General features: G+C 71.8%; 13 protein-coding genes. All 13 read left to right on the forward strand.

From position 1 onward, the window contains the following. Nucleotides 1-135: 135 nt before the first annotated feature. The 13 genes from aroA (at nucleotide 136) to WMF34_RS34980 (ending at nucleotide 14,963) form a co-directional block, all read left to right on the forward strand. The gene (gene aroA / locus WMF34_RS34920; protein ID WP_012239484.1) at nucleotides 136-1,521 is read left to right on the forward strand and encodes a 3-phosphoshikimate 1-carboxyvinyltransferase; all 1,386 of its coding nucleotides are present in this window, start codon (nucleotides 136-138) and stop codon (nucleotides 1,519-1,521) included. 53 nt (nucleotides 1,522-1,574) lie between these two features. Then, entirely contained in the window at nucleotides 1,575-2,387 is an 813-nt protein-coding gene (cmk, locus tag WMF34_RS34925; protein ID WP_080599094.1) for a (d)CMP kinase, read from the forward strand. Beyond that, on the forward strand, nucleotides 2,371-3,351 hold the full coding sequence (locus WMF34_RS34930; protein WP_157907128.1) for a hypothetical protein: 981 nt from the start codon (nucleotides 2,371-2,373) through the stop codon (nucleotides 3,349-3,351). The genes cmk and WMF34_RS34930 overlap by 17 nt, the downstream gene beginning before the upstream one ends. A 4-nt stretch (nucleotides 3,352-3,355) precedes the next feature. After that, a complete protein-coding gene (locus tag WMF34_RS34935) occupies nucleotides 3,356-4,501 on the forward strand; it encodes a hypothetical protein (RefSeq protein WP_437990548.1) in 1,146 nt (381 codons plus the stop codon). Next, nucleotides 4,399-6,486, forward strand: coding sequence for a 30S ribosomal protein S1 (locus WMF34_RS34940; protein WP_437990549.1), 2,088 nt, complete (start codon nucleotides 4,399-4,401; stop codon nucleotides 6,484-6,486). The genes WMF34_RS34935 and WMF34_RS34940 overlap by 103 nt, the downstream gene beginning before the upstream one ends. 192 nt (nucleotides 6,487-6,678) lie before the next feature. After that, entirely contained in the window at nucleotides 6,679-7,065 is a 387-nt protein-coding gene (locus tag WMF34_RS34945) for a YfiM family protein (RefSeq protein WP_012239489.1), read from the forward strand. Nucleotides 7,066-7,183: 118 nt separating this feature from the next. Beyond that, the gene (locus WMF34_RS34950; protein ID WP_012239490.1) at nucleotides 7,184-7,735 is read left to right on the forward strand and encodes an HIT family protein; all 552 of its coding nucleotides are present in this window, start codon (nucleotides 7,184-7,186) and stop codon (nucleotides 7,733-7,735) included. Beyond that, nucleotides 7,732-9,189, forward strand: coding sequence for an AI-2E family transporter (locus WMF34_RS34955; RefSeq protein WP_437990550.1), 1,458 nt, complete (start codon nucleotides 7,732-7,734; stop codon nucleotides 9,187-9,189). The genes WMF34_RS34950 and WMF34_RS34955 overlap by 4 nt, the downstream gene beginning before the upstream one ends. Before the next feature lie 167 nt (nucleotides 9,190-9,356). Continuing rightward, nucleotides 9,357-10,304, forward strand: coding sequence for a hypothetical protein (locus WMF34_RS34960; protein WP_437990551.1), 948 nt, complete (start codon nucleotides 9,357-9,359; stop codon nucleotides 10,302-10,304). Between the two features lie 147 nt (nucleotides 10,305-10,451). After that, nucleotides 10,452-11,393 (forward strand): hypothetical protein, encoded by a 942-nt coding sequence (locus tag WMF34_RS34965; protein ID WP_437990552.1) that lies wholly within the window; start codon nucleotides 10,452-10,454, stop codon nucleotides 11,391-11,393. 150 nt (nucleotides 11,394-11,543) lie between these two features. Continuing rightward, on the forward strand, nucleotides 11,544-11,969 hold the full coding sequence (locus WMF34_RS34970; protein WP_012239494.1) for an HIT family protein: 426 nt from the start codon (nucleotides 11,544-11,546) through the stop codon (nucleotides 11,967-11,969). A 658-nt stretch (nucleotides 11,970-12,627) separates the two neighbouring features. Beyond that, nucleotides 12,628-13,296 (forward strand): carbonic anhydrase, encoded by a 669-nt coding sequence (locus WMF34_RS34975; RefSeq protein WP_012239496.1) that lies wholly within the window; start codon nucleotides 12,628-12,630, stop codon nucleotides 13,294-13,296. A 107-nt stretch (nucleotides 13,297-13,403) separates the two neighbouring features. Further along, nucleotides 13,404-14,963 carry a SulP family inorganic anion transporter gene (locus tag WMF34_RS34980; RefSeq protein WP_012239497.1) on the forward strand — a complete coding sequence of 520 codons (1,560 nt, stop codon included), beginning with the start codon at nucleotides 13,404-13,406 and terminating at the stop codon, nucleotides 14,961-14,963. Nucleotides 14,964-14,999: the final 36 nt, after the last annotated feature.

Consider the following 14,999-nt stretch of genomic DNA (forward strand, 5'->3'; position numbering starts at 1 on the left):
CTCCGCCTCCTGTCGATCCCCACCGCGACGCGGCGACCCTAACATCGAGGCGCCCGCGCGGTCCCACCCGGCGCGCGGCGCCCTCGGCGCCCCGCCCGCTGTGCCTGCGGCCGCCGTTCTGCTACACGGCAACCCGTGCCCGACCTCATCGTCCACCCGGCGGAGCGGCCGCTCATCGGGAGCGTGCCGGTCCCTGCGGACAAGAGCATCGCCCACCGGGCGCTCCTCCTCGCCGCGCTCGCCACCGGGCAGAGCCGCATCCGGGGCGGGACGCTCGGCGGCGACGTCCTCTCGACCGTGGGCGCGCTGCGCGCCATGGGCGTCCGCGTCGAGGAGCCGTCGCCGGGCGACCTCGTCGTCCACGGCGCCGGGCTCTCCGGCCTCCGCGCCCCCGACGGCCCCATCGACTGCGGCAACTCCGGCACCACGATGCGCCTCCTCGCGGGCATCCTCGTCGCCCAGCGCTTCGCCGCGCGGCTCGTCGGCGACCCGTCGCTCTCGCGCCGCCCCATGGAGCGCGTCGCGAAGCCGCTCCGGCTCCGCGGCGGGCGCATCGAGGGGCAGCTCGATCCGCGCAAGATCGGCGAGATCACGGCGCCGCTCGACGTCGGGCCGCTCCCCGAGCCGCACGTGCTCTCGTCGATCGAGCACGAGCTCCCCGTCCCGTGCGACCAGGTGAAGAGCGCCCTCCTCCTCTCCGGCCTCTACGCCGACGGCCCCACGTTCGTGCGCGAGCCGATCGTCTCGCGCGATCACACCGAGCGCATGCTCACCGCGCTCGGCGTGCCGATCGACTCGGTCGGCGCGATGGTCTGCCTCGACGCGGCCCGCTTCTCCGGCGCGCTCCCGGCGTTCGAGATCGACGTGCCCGGCGACCTCTCCGCGGCCGCGTTCCTCGTCGCCGCCGCGCAGATCGTGCCGGGGAGCCGCGTGACCGCGCGGCGCGTGGGCCTCAACCCGACCCGCACCGGGCTGCTCGAGGTGCTGCGCGACATGGACGACATGGATGGCAGCGTCGCCGTCGAGATCAAGGGCGAGGCCCTCGGCGAGCCCACCGGCGACGTCCACGTCGCGTCCGCCTCCTCCGGCGCCGGCCTCCGCGCCGGGCGCGCGGGCGGCGAGCTCGCGTCGCGCGCCCTCGACGAGCTGCCGATCCTGCTCGGCCTCGGCGCGCGGGCGCGCGGCCTCACCGAGGTGTTCGACGCGCGGGAGCTGCGCGCGCAGGAGACCGACCGCATCGCGGCCATGGCGTCCGTGCTCGGCGCCTTCGGCCTGCGCTGCGAGGAGCGCACCGACGGGCTGCTCGTCGAGGGCAGGCCCGACCGGCCGCTCGACGCGGCCGACGTCGACAGCCGCGGCGATCACCGCATCGCGATGACGGCCGCCGTGCTCGGGCTCGCCGCCGGCGGGCCCACGCGCGTCCGCGACGCGGGCTGCATCGCGACCAGCTTTCCCCTCTTCGTCGGGACGCTGCGCGCCCTGGGCGCGCGCATCGAGGTCGAGGGCGCCCGCGCCGCGTGAGCGCGCGATCGGTGAGGCGATTCCGTGAAGAAGAGAGAGGAGGAGGAGCGCAGGTGACCGAACGACAAGGACAGGACGACGCGCACCACCTCCCGGCCCGGGACGAGCCCCGGCGGCTGCGCGTCGCGATCGACGGGCCGGCCGGCGCCGGCAAGGGCACGGTCGCGCGCGGGCTCGCCGAGCGGCTCGGCTACCTGCTCGTCGACACCGGCGCGATCTACCGCGCCGTCGCGCTCGCGGCCCGCCGCGCGAGCCTCACGTGGGAAGAGGAGGGCGAGATCGGCGCGCTCGCCGAGGATCTCGCGCGCGGCGGGCGCATCGCGCTGGAGCGGAGCCCGCACGGCATGCCGCCCGACTCCTCCGCCCCCCCGCCCGCGAACGCCCCGGCCCAGTCGAGCCTGGGGGGCAGCGGCATGCGCGTGCTGCTCGACGGCGAGGACGTCTCCAGCGCGATCCGCGCGCCCGAGATCAGCCTCGGGGCGAGCCGGGTCTCGGCCATCCCCGCGGTGCGCAAGGCGCTGCTCGCGATGCAGCGGCAGGCCGGCGCGGGCGGCGGCGTTGTGCTCGAGGGGCGCGACATCGGCACCGTGGTGTTCCCGGACGCCGAGGTGAAGTTCTTCCTGACGGCGCCGGCCGAGATCCGCGCGAAGCGGCGGTACGACGAGCTCGTCGCGCGCGGCATGCCCGTCAGCTTCGAGGCGACGCTCTCCGACGTGCTCCGCCGCGACAAGGCCGACAGCGAGCGCGCCGTCGCGCCGCTCCGCAAGGCCGACGACGCGATCCTCGTCGACTCCGGGCACAGGAGCCCGCAGGAGATCATCGACGAGATGGCGACCCTCGTGGAGATCCGTGCGCGCGGCGGCTGAGGTCCGCGCCGCCGCCGCCGCCGCCGCCCTGATGGCGCTCGGGCTCCCGGCCTGCGGGGACGCCGCGCCGCGGCTCGCGGGCGGCGGCCCCCCCGCGCGCGACGCCGCGAGCCCTGCAGGCCCGCGCGTCGTCCGGCGCATCGAGCCGGCCGATCTGCTCCCGGCCGATCTCGATCTCGTCGTGCGCGTCGACGTCGCCCGCATGCGCGACGGGCTGGGCCAGGCGGCCTCGGACGAGCTCGCCCGGCGCGCGCTCGACGAGGTGCCCGACGAGGCGCTGGAGAGCGCCCTCCAGCGCGCCGACGTCGTCTGGCTCGGCCTGCGGCTCGCCGATCTCGAGGAGGGCGATCGCGTGGTCGTCCTCGAGGGCCGGATGGCCGGGCTCACGCCCGATCCCGGCCGCTGGGAGCCGGCGCCGGCGGCGCAGGAGGGCGGCGCCGCCGACCGCGTCGCCGTCTTCGACCGCCGCGGCGCCGTCGCGGGATCGCGCGCCGACACGGCGCGGATCATCGCGCTCGGCGATCGCGCGGTCGCGCTCGTGTCGGCGGTCGAGGTGAGCAGCGTCGCGCGCGTCCTCCGCGACGGCCCCGACGCGCGCCGCGGCGACCCGGCCGCCGAGGGGCTCGTGAGCCTCGACCTGCGGGCGCGCCGGCTCCCCCCCTACCTCGCGCGGCGCTTCCCGTCGATCGGCGCGCTCGTCGCGGGCGTCGCGCGCGTCCGCGCCGTGGCGTCCCTCCACGACGAAGGGGTGCGCCTCGACGTGGAGCTCGTCGGCGTCGACGCGGCCGGCGCGGCGCGCGCCCGCCGGTTCCTCGAGGTGCTCCGCGACAACGTCGAGGAGGGTCGTTACGCAGATCTGATGAAGGAGCTCTCGATCGAGCAGGTGGAGAGCACCGTGCGGCTCCGCTGGCTCTTCCCCGCGCCCCTCGTGCTCGCCCTGCTGTCCGGGCGCTCCCCGGGCTAAGCCGATGCCTGACACCCTGATCGAAGAACCGATCCGACCGACCGTGACCGACGACCTCGCCGCGCCCGCGCCGGCGCCCGAGGGCGATCCCGCCCCCGCGGACGCGCGCCCTGCGCCGCCCGGCGAAGCCGCCCCGCGGCGCCCGGGCCGCCCCCGCGGGGCCGCGTGCCTCGTGGTCGCGCTCGCGCTCGCCGCGCTGCTCGCCGGCGCGGCGCTCGGCGTCTACTTCTTGTTCTGGCGCTATGTGCCGACGGCCCGGCAGCACATCCCGGGCGACGCGAACATCGTGGTCCGCCTCGAGACGGCCGACCTCGCGCTCTTCGGCCCCGTGCGCCAGCACTTCCTCCCGCTGCTCGACGACGCGCCCCGGACCGCGTCGCGCAAGGCGCGCATCGAGGCGGCCACCGGCCTCGATTTCCCGTCGGATCTGCGCGAGATCGTCGTCGCGTCGACCGACGCCGCGAGCTGGGTCGCGCTCGCGGGCGGGCGCATCCCGAAGGGCCGCTTCGTCGCCGGCATGGAGAAGGTCGCCCGCGACGAGGGCTGGACCGGCGTCCGCCGCGAGGGCGAGCTCCTCCTCCTCGGGCCGCGCGCCGTGCTCGGCCAGGCCGACGACGGCACGATCGTCCTCGGCACGGACGTCGAGATCGTGAAGGCCGCGCTGCCCGCGTCGCCCGACGCAGACGAGTGGCGGCGCCTCGATCTGCCCGAGCAGGGCGCCGTCACCTTCGCGCTCACCAGCGCCGCGTGGTCCGGCGCCGCCGCCGCGGCCTCCGGCGTGCTGCCGCGGGCCGGAGCGCTGTTCCGCCGCATCGACCACGCCTCGGGCACCCTCACGCTCGGCGCGGAGCCCGCGCTCTCGATGCTCCTTGCGCCGGCGTCGGGCGAGGCCGCTGCTGCGCTCGCCCCGGACACCCAGGCGTTCCTCGGCAGCCTCAAGCTCGCCCTCGCGTTGCTCCCCGACGTCGTCGACGTCGTCGGCGCGCGCGCCGCGCTCGAGGGAGCCCAGGCCCTCGCGCAGGGAGATCTCGTCGAGATCCGGACGAAATGGCCCCACGAGGGCCTCGATCGCGCCTGCGCAGAGCTCGCACACCGCGCCCGAGCCGCGCGCGACGCGCTCGACGCGAGCGCGCCGGCCGGCGCGCCCTGAGATCGCGCTGCTTTGGGCGGGCGGGCACATCCTTCCCAGCAAAACGGATCGGACCTACAAAAACCTCCAGTGGCTCGGTCGTTGCATTGACAGAGGCCCCTCCTCAGACTACAGGCTCGCCTCTCCCGAGGGGCCCGGGTGCATCGGTACGCGTGTGCCTGCCCCTCCGCCGCTCGTGCGTGGCACCTAGGGTCCACGCCTGCGCCCGCGCGGCGAATCCCAGGGAAGGAAAGGAAACAAGAACGAACAACATGACTAGTAACATCCATATGGAGGCAGGCTCGTCCGGGGCGAGCATGGAGAGCTTTGCCGCGCTCTTCGAACAGAGCGTGGAAGGGGGCGATTTCGCGCGTGAAGGAGAGATCATCTCCGGCACCGTGGTCGCAGTGAACCGCGACTCCGTCGTGGTCGACATCGGCGGCAAGAGCGAGGGCGTGATCGCGCTCCGCGAGTTCGCGGACGCCGCGGGCCAGAGCGCCGTCAAGGCGGGCGACAAGGTCGACGTCTACATCGAGAGCCGCGAGAACGACGACGGCCTCGTGACCTTGTCGAAGGAGAAGGCCGACAAGATGAAGGTCTGGGATGAGATCTCGAACGCCTGCGAGGCGGACGAGCTCATCGAGGGCACGATCAGCCAGCGCGTGAAGGGCGGCCTCTCGGTCACCATCCGCGGCGGCGTGAAGGCCTTCCTCCCGGGCTCTCAGGTCGATCTGCGCCCGATCCGCAACTTGGACAAGCTGATCGGCCAGACCTACAAGTTCAAGGTCATCAAGTTCAACAAGAAGCGCGGCAACATCGTGCTCTCGCGGCGCGTGCTCCTGGAGCGCGAGCGCGACGAGATGAAGGCCAAGACGCTCGAGACGTTGACGGAAGGGATGACCGTCAAGGGGACCATCAAGAACATCACCGAGTACGGCGCGTTCGTCGACCTCGGCGGGATCGATGGCCTCCTGCACATCACGGACATGTCGTGGGGCCGCGTGAACCACCCGAGCGAGGTGTTCCAGGTCGGCGACGAGGTCCTCGTGAAGGTCCTCAAGTACAACGCCGACACCGAGCGCGTCTCCCTGGGCCTCAAGCAGACCCAGGAGGACCCCTGGAACCACGCCGAGGAGGCGTACCCGGCGGGCAAGAAGGTCCGCGGCAAGGTCATGTCGATCACCGACTACGGCGCGTTCGTCGAGCTGGAGCCGGGCGTCGAGGGCCTCATCCACGTCAGCGAGATGAGCTGGACCAAGAAGGTCAAGCACCCGTCGAAGCTGCTCGAGGTGGGCCAGGAGCTCGAGTGCCAGGTGCTCGAGGTGGACGCGCGCGCGAAGCGCATCAGCCTCGGTCTCAAGCAGCTGGAGCCCGATCCGTGGATGCTGTTCACGGACAAGTACCACCCCGGCGACAAGATCGCGGGCAAGGTCCGGTCGCTCACCGACTACGGCGTCTTCGTCGGGATCGAGGAGGGCGTCGACGGCATGGTCCACAAGAGCGATCTCTCGTGGTCGGTGCGCGTCAACAACCCGAGCGACCTCTACCACAAGGGCGATGACGTCGAGGCGATCATCCTCTCGATCAACCACGACGAGAAGAAGGTCTCCCTCGGCATCAAGCAGCTCTGGGACGACCCGTGGCCGAGCATGCTGACGGAGTACCCGCCCGGCCGCGTCCTCGACGACGCCCAGGTGGTGAGCATCGTCGACTACGGCGTGTTCGTGCGGCTGCGCGAGGGCGTCGAGGGCCTCATCTCGCAGAGCGACGTGCAGGAGCCCGAGGAAGGCAAGCTCAAGGTCGGCGACAAGGTGAAGGCCGAGATCTCCTCGCTCGACACGGTCGACCGCAGGCTCTTCCTGACGATGAAGAACATCGGCATGGAGCGCCCCGCCCCGGTCCGGCAGCAGCAGCAGAAGCGCAAGGACGACGACGACAAGCCGGTGGCCGGCACGATCGGTGATCTCATCAAGGAGAAGTTCGGCGCCAAGCTGGACCTGAAGTGACGCGGATCGGCGCGCGGCGTCGCTGAGGCGGCCGCGCGCCAGGCGCTCACCCGCCGCACGTCACAGGTGCGGCGGGCCGAGGGCGCCCCCGGTGCCCCCGGCTCGCCGTGTGGACCCGATGTCGACGAGAGGCGAGGCCCTCCCCAGGGCCTCGCCTCTTGCTTTTTCCGCGAGGCCGCGGACGATGCCGCGATGAGAGGCCTCCTCGCGCGCTCCGCCCTCGGGGCGCCCGTCCTCGCCGCCCTGGCGCTCAGCGCGCTTCCTGCCCGCGCCGACGGCCCCCGCGCCGCGGCCGCCGACCCGTGGTTCGGCGATGACAAGGCGCGCCATTTCTGCGCGTCAATCGCCCTCGCCGGCGGCGGGTACGCGCTCGGTTCGCTCGCGACGAACGACGTTCGGCAGCGGCTCGCGCTGGGGGCCGCGCTCGCGCTCGGCGCTGGGCTGGCGAAGGAGGCCTTCGACGCCGCCGGGCACGGCACCCCCTCGGCGCGCGACCTCGTCTGGGATGTGCTCGGCACCTCCGCCGGGCTTGGCCTCTCGCTCTGGTTCGATCTCGGGGCCACGCCGATCCAGTTCTGAGCGCGCGCCGGCGGCGGAGCGGCAGAGCGCGCGGCGCGCCTGTGAGGTGAGAGCGCGGCGTGGTGACGAGCGAGCGGTGGTCCCGCGCGCGTTGCCGCCGTGCTAGCGTCTCCGCGACATGGGCAACCCCCTGTGGGCGCCCTGGCGCATCGAGTACATCCTTGCGCCGAAGGGCCAGGCCGACTGCATCTTCTGCGGCATCCCCCGCGCATCCGAGCAAGAACAGCGCGACCGGCTGGTCGTTGCGACGACCCGCCGCGCGTTCGTCATGCTCAACCGCTACCCGTTCGCGTCGGGCCACCTCCTCATCGTCCCGCACGCGCACGTCGCCTCGCTCGACGCGCTCGATCCGGCCGATCACGAGGCCCTCTTCCGCCTCGTGCGCGAGTCGACGACCCGCCTGCGCGCCGCGCTCAAGTGCGAGGGCATGAACGTCGGGATCAACCTTGGCACCGCGGCGGGCGCCGGCATCGCCGAGCACCTGCACGTCCACATCGTCCCGCGCTGGCCAGGCGACACCAACTTCATGCCGGTGCTCGCCGACGTCCGCGTCGTCCCGCAGGCGCTCGAGGCGACGCGGGACCACCTGCTCGGCTTCTTCGCCGACCTCCCGGCGTCGCTCGTCGACGAGGGCCCCCACGGCCGGGCCGCGCGCGGCGAGGCGCTGTGAGCGAAGGCCCCTCGCAGCGCACCGTGTTCCTGACGATCAGCGCCGTCCTCACGGCGGCGCTGCTCATCGTCTCCCACGCGGTGCTGCTCCCGTTCGTGCTCGCGCTCGTGGTCGCCTACGTGCTCACGCCGGCGGTCCTCCGGCTCGAGCGCGCGCGCGTCCCGCGGTGGGCGGCGATCCTCGTCGTCTACGCGCTCGTGCTCTCCGGGATCGCGGGCTTCTTCGCCCTCAGCGTCCCGCGCCTCGTCGCCGAGGGGAAGGCGCTCACCGCCGAGGCCCCGCGCCTCGCCGCGCGCCTGCGCGAGGAGTACCTGCCCGCGCTCGACGCGCGGCTCAACCGCTGGTCGGGCCGCGAGCCCGAGGCGCCGCCGCCGGCGATCGCGCCCGACCAGGAGCCCGATCAGGCCGCGCGGCACCCTGGATCCATCGAGGCCCCTGGAGGAGACGAGGGCGTCGATCGCCCGCCGATCCGCATCTTGCCCGGGCCGGACGGCTCGTTCGACGTGCAGATCTCCGACGACGTCGAGGTCCGCGAGACGCGCGACGGCGTCTGGCAGATCGCGCAGGCGCGCCCGAGGCACCGCGGGCTCTCCAGCGCGAACATGCTCCAGGAGGGCTACGAGAAGGGGGCCACCTACCTGAAGGAGAACTCGCTCGCGGTCCTCCGGATCGGGCAGGCCATCGCGACGGCCATCTCGCGCGGCATCTTCAACCTCTTCATGACGTTGATGCTCGCCGGCTACATCATCCTGACGCACGAGAAGATCCTGCGCTTCTTCCGCGAGCTCTGGCACCCGACCTCGCGCGACTCGTTCGATCGGTTCCTGCGCCGGCTCGACCGGGGGCTCTCCGGCGTCGTCCGCGGGCAGCTCCTGATCTGCCTCGTCAACGGCGTGCTCTCCGCGATCGGCTTCTGGCTCTTCGACCTCAAGTACTGGCCGATCCTCTCCGTCCTCGCGGGGGTGATGTCGCTGATCCCGATCTTCGGCTCGATCCTGAGCTCGATCCCCGCGGTCCTCATCGGCCTCACGCAGTCGTTCGGCACGGCGGTCGGCGTGCTCGCGTGGATCGTGGGCATCCACCAGCTCGAGGCGAACTTCCTGAACCCGAAGATCATCGGCGACGCGGCGAAGATCCACCCGGTCCTCGTGGTGCTCGCGCTGCTCGTCGGCGAGCACTTCTTCCAGATCACCGGCGCGCTCTTCGCGGTGCCCTGCCTCTCGCTCGCGCAGACGATCTTCCTCCACTTCCGCGAGTCGACGCTGGGCCTCGCCGATCCGACGGCCACGATCCCGCCGCAGCGCGGCGTCCCGATCATCGCCCCCGCGATCGAGCCGCTCCCGCCGCTGCGCGGCTTCGAGCCCGCCCGCCCGGCCTCCACGCCCGTCCCCGCCCCCGAGCCCGAAGGCGAGCCCAGCGCCCGCAGCAGCGACCCCGACACGGCCGCGAGCTAGTTTTCCTCAGGGCTCCGCCCCGAACCCCGCGTCCGCTTCGCGGCCGCCCACCGCCCGAGCCCCTCCCCCGGGCCGATCGGCCCGTCCGTCCGCCTCCGCTGGCCGCTCCCCCGCAAGCCGGCTATGAGACCCCGCGCCCCGCGCAGGAAATCAGCTCCACGACCTCGATGAAGACCCCCGGCAAACCCACCCCGAAGAAGCAGAGCCCCAAGCAGCAGCGCGAGCAGGCCATCGCCGCCCTCCGCAGCGGAAAGCCCCCCGCCGACCCGCTCTCCCAGCTGAACCCGCGCTCGCTCGCCATCCGCGTCGGCATCCCGGCGCTCATCGTCTGGGCCATCGCCCTGGCCATCCCGGGGATCTGGCCGAAGGCGGTCGCCGGCGTCCTGACGGTCATCGTGGGCGGCGTCATCGTGTGGGCGCTGCGCTTCGCGACCCGGACGCGCGCCGTCGCGCAGATCGTGCAGACCGCCGACTCGGCCGAGGCCCGCAAGGACGCGATCGCCAAGCTCGACACGGAGTTCAAGAAGGACGACGCGGCCGCGACGTTCGCGAAGGCGCAGCTCCAGATGCAGGAGGACCCGCGGGCCGCGCTCCGGACGCTGGAGACCATCAACCTCGACAAGGTGATGGCCCCGATGGCCGACGAGGCGCGCGCCCAGCGCGGCATGATCCACCTCATCCTGAGCGAGACGGACGAGGCGCGGGCGCTCGTCGACAAGATCGACATGACCCGCCACAAGGAGCCGAGGATCCGCGCCATGATGGCCGCCATCGTCGGCGAGGCGTGGGCCCGGACCGGCCAGGCCGGCAAGGCGGTCGAGCTGCTCGAGACCTTCGATCCGAACGACGAGGCGTTCGCCGAGCTCAAGCCGCAGCTGCTCCGCTCGCGCGCGTTCGCCTATGCGTGGGCGAACAACACGAAGCAGATGAAGACCACGCTGCGGAGCCTGAGCGCGCTCAACCCGCAGTACCTGAGCGGCTTCGTCACGAAGAAGAAGAGCCCCATGGGCGTCCCGCCGCGCGGCGTGCACCCGATGCTCGAGAAGGAGGCGTTCGAGATGCTGATGCGCTCGGGCGCCATCCCTCGCAAGATGCAGCAGGTGCGGCGCGGCTGACGCGCGGCGCGCGGTGCGCGGTGCGTGGTCGACCAACGAGCGGCCGAGGCCGACAAGCGCCGCGCCTCGCCGTCCGCGCGCCGAGCCCGCCCGGCGAGAGCGGCCCCTTGACGAGCGGCGCGGCGAGCGGCTCAGATGCGCGCCCTCATGAGAGGAACCGCGCTGCTCTACAGCTCCCATAACCGCTGCAACTTCATCCACGACCACTACATCGCGCAGCGGGCGCTCTCGGGGCGGGACAACAAGCGCATCCTGTTCCTGCCGATGTCGGAGGCGCCCCGCGACGGCAACGAGCGCGAGCGGCAGGAGTTCGCGTACGGCAACTTCAGCTGGTTCTTCCGGTTCTACGAGCGCTTCGGCCTCGAGCACGTGCCGTTCTACTGGAACAGCGACCTGCGCAGGGAGGACGTCGACGTCCTCTGGCGCTACCTCGCGTCGTCCGAGGTGGTGATCCTCGGCGGCGGCTACAGCACGACAGGGCTCTGGCGCTACAAGCAGCTCGGCGCGATGTTCGACGGAGAGCCCGGCAAGTTCGGGCGCCTCCTGCACGAGCGCCGGCAGCGGGGCCTGCTCACCGTCGGGTTCTCCGCCGGGGCCGACCAGCTCTGCCAGCACCTCTTCCGCCGGGTGTGGGACAGCCCCGGCGACAACGACGCGTTCGGCCTCGCGCGCGACACGCTGGTCACGCTCCACCACGAGCCGAGCCGCAACGGCGATCTCTGGCACGCGGCGCGGCGCATGCCCCGCTGCTTCGTCTTCGGGCTCCCGAACGACTCCGGGGTCCAGGTGGACTGGGGAGTGCTCCCGTCCGGCAACATCTGGCAGGTCTACGAGCTCATCATCGACACCTCGTGGGACGATCCCTCCGACGCGCTCCACGTCAAGACGCGGCAGGGCGCGCTCATCGACCACTTCGACCACACGGGCCGCCACTGGGCCTTCCACGGCGGCGACCACGTCGTGCGCGTCACGTCGCAGGACGGCCGCTTCGACCGAGCGTGGATGACGGCCGGCAGTCTTCTCCTCGACTACTGGACGCGCGAGCCTGCCACCTATGGCTCGATAGACGACATCCTCGCGAGCCATTGATCACTGATCGCGCGCCCCCTGCGCAGCCGTGCCCGCCCTGTGTGGCCGCGGTCGCGCGCTCTCAGCGTGACCGCGGACGCGCTCCGCTCCCCGCGCTCCCGGCATTGACGCCTGGCAGGTGGCGCGTCATCGAAGAGCGCGAAGCCCGCCATGCCGCCCCGCCCCTGCGTGTTCTGCAGCATCGCCCGGGGCGAAACGCCGGCCCACGTCGTGCTCGACGAGCCGGAGGTCATGGCGTTCCTGGATCACCACCCGCTCTTTCCCGGCCACTGCCTGCTCATCCCACGCGCCCATCATCAGGTGCTCACCGACGTTCCGGCGTCGCTCGTCGGTCCGCTCTTCGCGACCGCGCAGCGCCTCGCGCGCGCTGTTGAGTCCGCATGCACGGCTGAAGGCTTCTTCGTCGCCATCAACAACCGCGTCAGTCAGAGCGTCCCCCACGTGCACATCCACGTGGTCCCGCGCCGTCGGAGGGACGGTCTCAAGGGCTTCTTCTGGCCTCGTTATAAATATGCGGGTGAGCACGAGATGCGCGGCTTCCGCGACGCCATCGTGTCGGCATTGACGGTAGGTTGAATTCTGTCGCTGGTACGGGTATCTGGACGTGGCGCCGTGCTGGCTCAGGCGCGAGACGTCCGTCCCAGATCGGGACATTCTGCCACACACGCTCTGCACCTCGTTGTGTCTTGCGATGAACCGAGACCGCTGCCAGGTTAGGGAATAGACAGGGCGCTGCCCTGGTTCCCGGGGCCGACAGCCTCTCACTCCTCGAACGATGCTGGCCCTCCGGTCATTTTTCCCTCGGATCGCGCTGCTCTTCGTGCTGATCCTCGCCCCCGCTGCGCTGGGACGGGCGAATATCAGCATCATCGAAGCCGGCAGCTCCGATGTTTCGGGATCGTTTCGTACCGGGGCCAGCGAGAACGACGCGGGGGGCCTCGAGGCCTTGCAGCCGCAGCTCCGCGACGGGGCGCATCGTTCGATCGCCTCGCGATCGGCGCCGCGCGCCGGCGCGGCGCCGCCGCGCGCCGTCCTCGTCGCCGATCTCCGGCCTGTCCGCGTCCCCTCCCCCGTCCCCCACCCTCCCCTCCGTCGTCCTCCACCACGCTTCCTGAACTGACAGGCTAGCTCCGTGGCTGAGTCCGCTCGCGGTCCAGCTCGGAGTCGCTGGAATCGGAGGTGTTCATGACGATCGCCGCGCCGTATCGGCGCGGTCAACGAGAGGGTTTATTCCATGCAGAAGCTCGCGGACGGATTGCACAAGTTCCATGCCGAGGTGTGCGGTACACATCAGGACCTCTTCCGCAACCTGGCGAGGGGTCAGCGGCCCGAGGCGCTGTTCATCACGTGCTCGGACAGCCGCATCAACCCCAACCTCATCACGCAGACTCAGCCGGGCGACATCTTCATCGTGCGCAACGTCGGCAACATCGTGCCGCCGTACGGCGCCGGCAACGGCAGCGAGGCCGCCGCGATGGAGTTCGCGGTCGCGCACCTCGGGATCAAGCACATCATCGTCTGCGGCCACACGCACTGCGGCGCGATGCGCGGGCTGCTCGATTCCGCGGGCCTCGACGAGCTGCCGGCGGTCAAAGGGTGGCTCCAGCACGCGGAGCTGACGCGCCGCCTGGTGCAGGAGAACTACCCGCACATCGAGGGGGAGGATCGGCTGACGATCACGGTGGAGGAGAACGTGCTCGCCCAGATCGAGAACCTCCGGACGCACCCGACGATCCGCGCGCGGCTCGCGCGCGGCGAGCTCTCTCTCTACGCCTGGGTCTTCAAGATCGAGACCGGACAGGTCTTTCAATTCGAGGCTTCGACCGGCCAGTTCGGGCCGATCGGTGACGCTGCGCCCCCATCGGCGCTGCCGGAGTCGACGGTCTACCGGCGGGCCGTCTGAGCGCCTGTTCGTCGCCGATCCACGTCTTAACTCGAATCGAGAGGGCCCGTTCGATGCAGCTTCCGAATACCATCCATGCAGGCGCCGGGGTGAGTCCCGCCGGCGCCGTGACGCTTAGTCCCGAGAGCCCGGGTGCGAGCCAGGAGTCGCCGCCCGCGGAGAGCGCGCCGCCGCTCGACCCGCGCCTCACCGCGAACCTCAAGTACGACATCCCCGCCGGCCTCGTCGTCTTCCTCGTCGCCCTGCCGCTCTGCCTGGGCATCGCGCTCGCGTCGGGGGCCCCGCTCCTCTCCGGCATCGTGGCCGGCATCGTGGGCGGGCTCGTCATCCCGCTCGTGAGCCGCTCTCAGCTCAGCGTGAGCGGCCCGGCGGCGGGGCTCGCCGCCATCGTGCTGGCGGGCATCACCAGCCTGCAGAGCTTCCAGGCCTTCGCGATGGCCGTGGTGATCGGCGGCGTCCTTCAGCTCGGGCTCGGCGTGCTGAGGGCCGGCGCCATCAGCCATTTCTTCCCCTCCTCGGTCATCAAGGGGATGCTCGCGGCCATCGGCGTCCTGCTCATCCTGAAGCAGGTCCCCCACGCCGTCGGCTTCGACAAGGACAACTTCGCCTCCGAATCGTTCAAGGCCGACGGCGGCAACACCTTCACGATGATCGGCCAGGCGGCGCAGGCCATCGAGTGGGGCGCGTTCCTCCTCAGCGCCATCTGCCTCGCCATCCTGGTCGGGTGGGAGAAATCGCGCCTCGCGAAGATCTCCTGGCTCCCCGCGCCCCTCGTCGCCGTGCTCGTCGCGACGCTCGGCAACGAGCTGTTCAAGGCGGCGATCCCGTCGCTCGCCCTCGAGCAGAAGCACCTCGTGACGCTGCCCACGGGCGACCTGGTCAGCGCGCTCCAGCTCCCCGACTGGTCCGCGATCCTGCGCCCCGAGGTGTGGGTGCTGGGCGTGACGCTCGCGATCGTGGCCAGCCTCGAGACGCTGCTCAACCTGGAGGCCGTGGATCGGATCGATCCGTGGCACCGCAAGTCGCCGCCGAACCGGGAGCTCGTCGCGCAGGGCCTCGCCAACATGCTCTCCGGGTTCGCCGGCGGTCTCCCGGTCACGTCGGTCATCGTCCGCAGCAGCGCCAACACGAACGCCGGCGCGCGGACGCGGGTCTCCGCCTTCGCGCACGGCGCGCTCCTGCTGCTCGCGGTGGTCTTCGCGGCAGGGCTGCTCTCGCGCATCCCGCTCGCGTGCCTCGCGACGATCCTGCTCGTGACCGGCTACAAGCTGGCCAAGCCCAAGATCTTCGCCGAGATGCGCCAGCTCGGCTGGAACCACTTCATCCCGTTCGTGGTGACGATCGTGGCCATCGTGCTGACCGATCTGCTGAAGGGCATCGCCATCGGCCTCGCGGTCGGCGTCCTCTTCGTGCTGAGGACCCATATGTCCCGCGTCTTCGACGTGATCCACGAGGGGGCTCGCGTGACCATCCGGTTCAACAAGGCGGCCTACTTCTTCACCCAGGGCAACCTCGTCACGCTGCTCGAGCGGCTGCCGAGCGACACCCACGTGGTCGTGGACGCCCAGGGGGTGTCGTACATCGACCACGACGTCGCGGAGCTGATCCGGCGCTTCCAGCAATCGGCGCATCGACGGAACATCCACGTCGAGCTCCGCGGTTTCTAGAGACACTCGGACACCGGCACGTCCCCGCCCCGCCCG

The sequence above is a fragment of the Sorangium sp. So ce145 genome (assembly GCF_051525985.1).
In the GTDB taxonomy this organism is placed as follows: Bacteria; Myxococcota_A; Polyangia; order Polyangiales; family Polyangiaceae; genus Sorangium; species Sorangium cellulosum_B.

Excerpts from the sequence above, each read along its gene's own strand:
- WMF34_RS34935 (WP_437990548.1), top strand. The coding sequence starts at position 3,356 with ATGCCTGACACCCTGATCGAAGAACCGATCCGACCGACCGTGACCGAC.
- WMF34_RS34940 (WP_437990549.1), top strand. The coding sequence starts at position 4,399 with ATGGCCCCACGAGGGCCTCGATCGCGCCTGCGCAGAGCTCGCACACCG.
- WMF34_RS34945 (WP_012239489.1), top strand. The coding sequence starts at position 6,679 with ATGAGAGGCCTCCTCGCGCGCTCCGCCCTCGGGGCGCCCGTCCTCGCC.
- WMF34_RS34950 (WP_012239490.1), top strand. The coding sequence starts at position 7,184 with ATGGGCAACCCCCTGTGGGCGCCCTGGCGCATCGAGTACATCCTTGCG.
- WMF34_RS34960 (WP_437990551.1), top strand. The coding sequence starts at position 9,357 with ATGAAGACCCCCGGCAAACCCACCCCGAAGAAGCAGAGCCCCAAGCAG.
- WMF34_RS34965 (WP_437990552.1), top strand. The coding sequence starts at position 10,452 with ATGAGAGGAACCGCGCTGCTCTACAGCTCCCATAACCGCTGCAACTTC.
- WMF34_RS34970 (WP_012239494.1), top strand. The coding sequence starts at position 11,544 with ATGCCGCCCCGCCCCTGCGTGTTCTGCAGCATCGCCCGGGGCGAAACG.
- WMF34_RS34975 (WP_012239496.1), top strand. The coding sequence starts at position 12,628 with ATGCAGAAGCTCGCGGACGGATTGCACAAGTTCCATGCCGAGGTGTGC.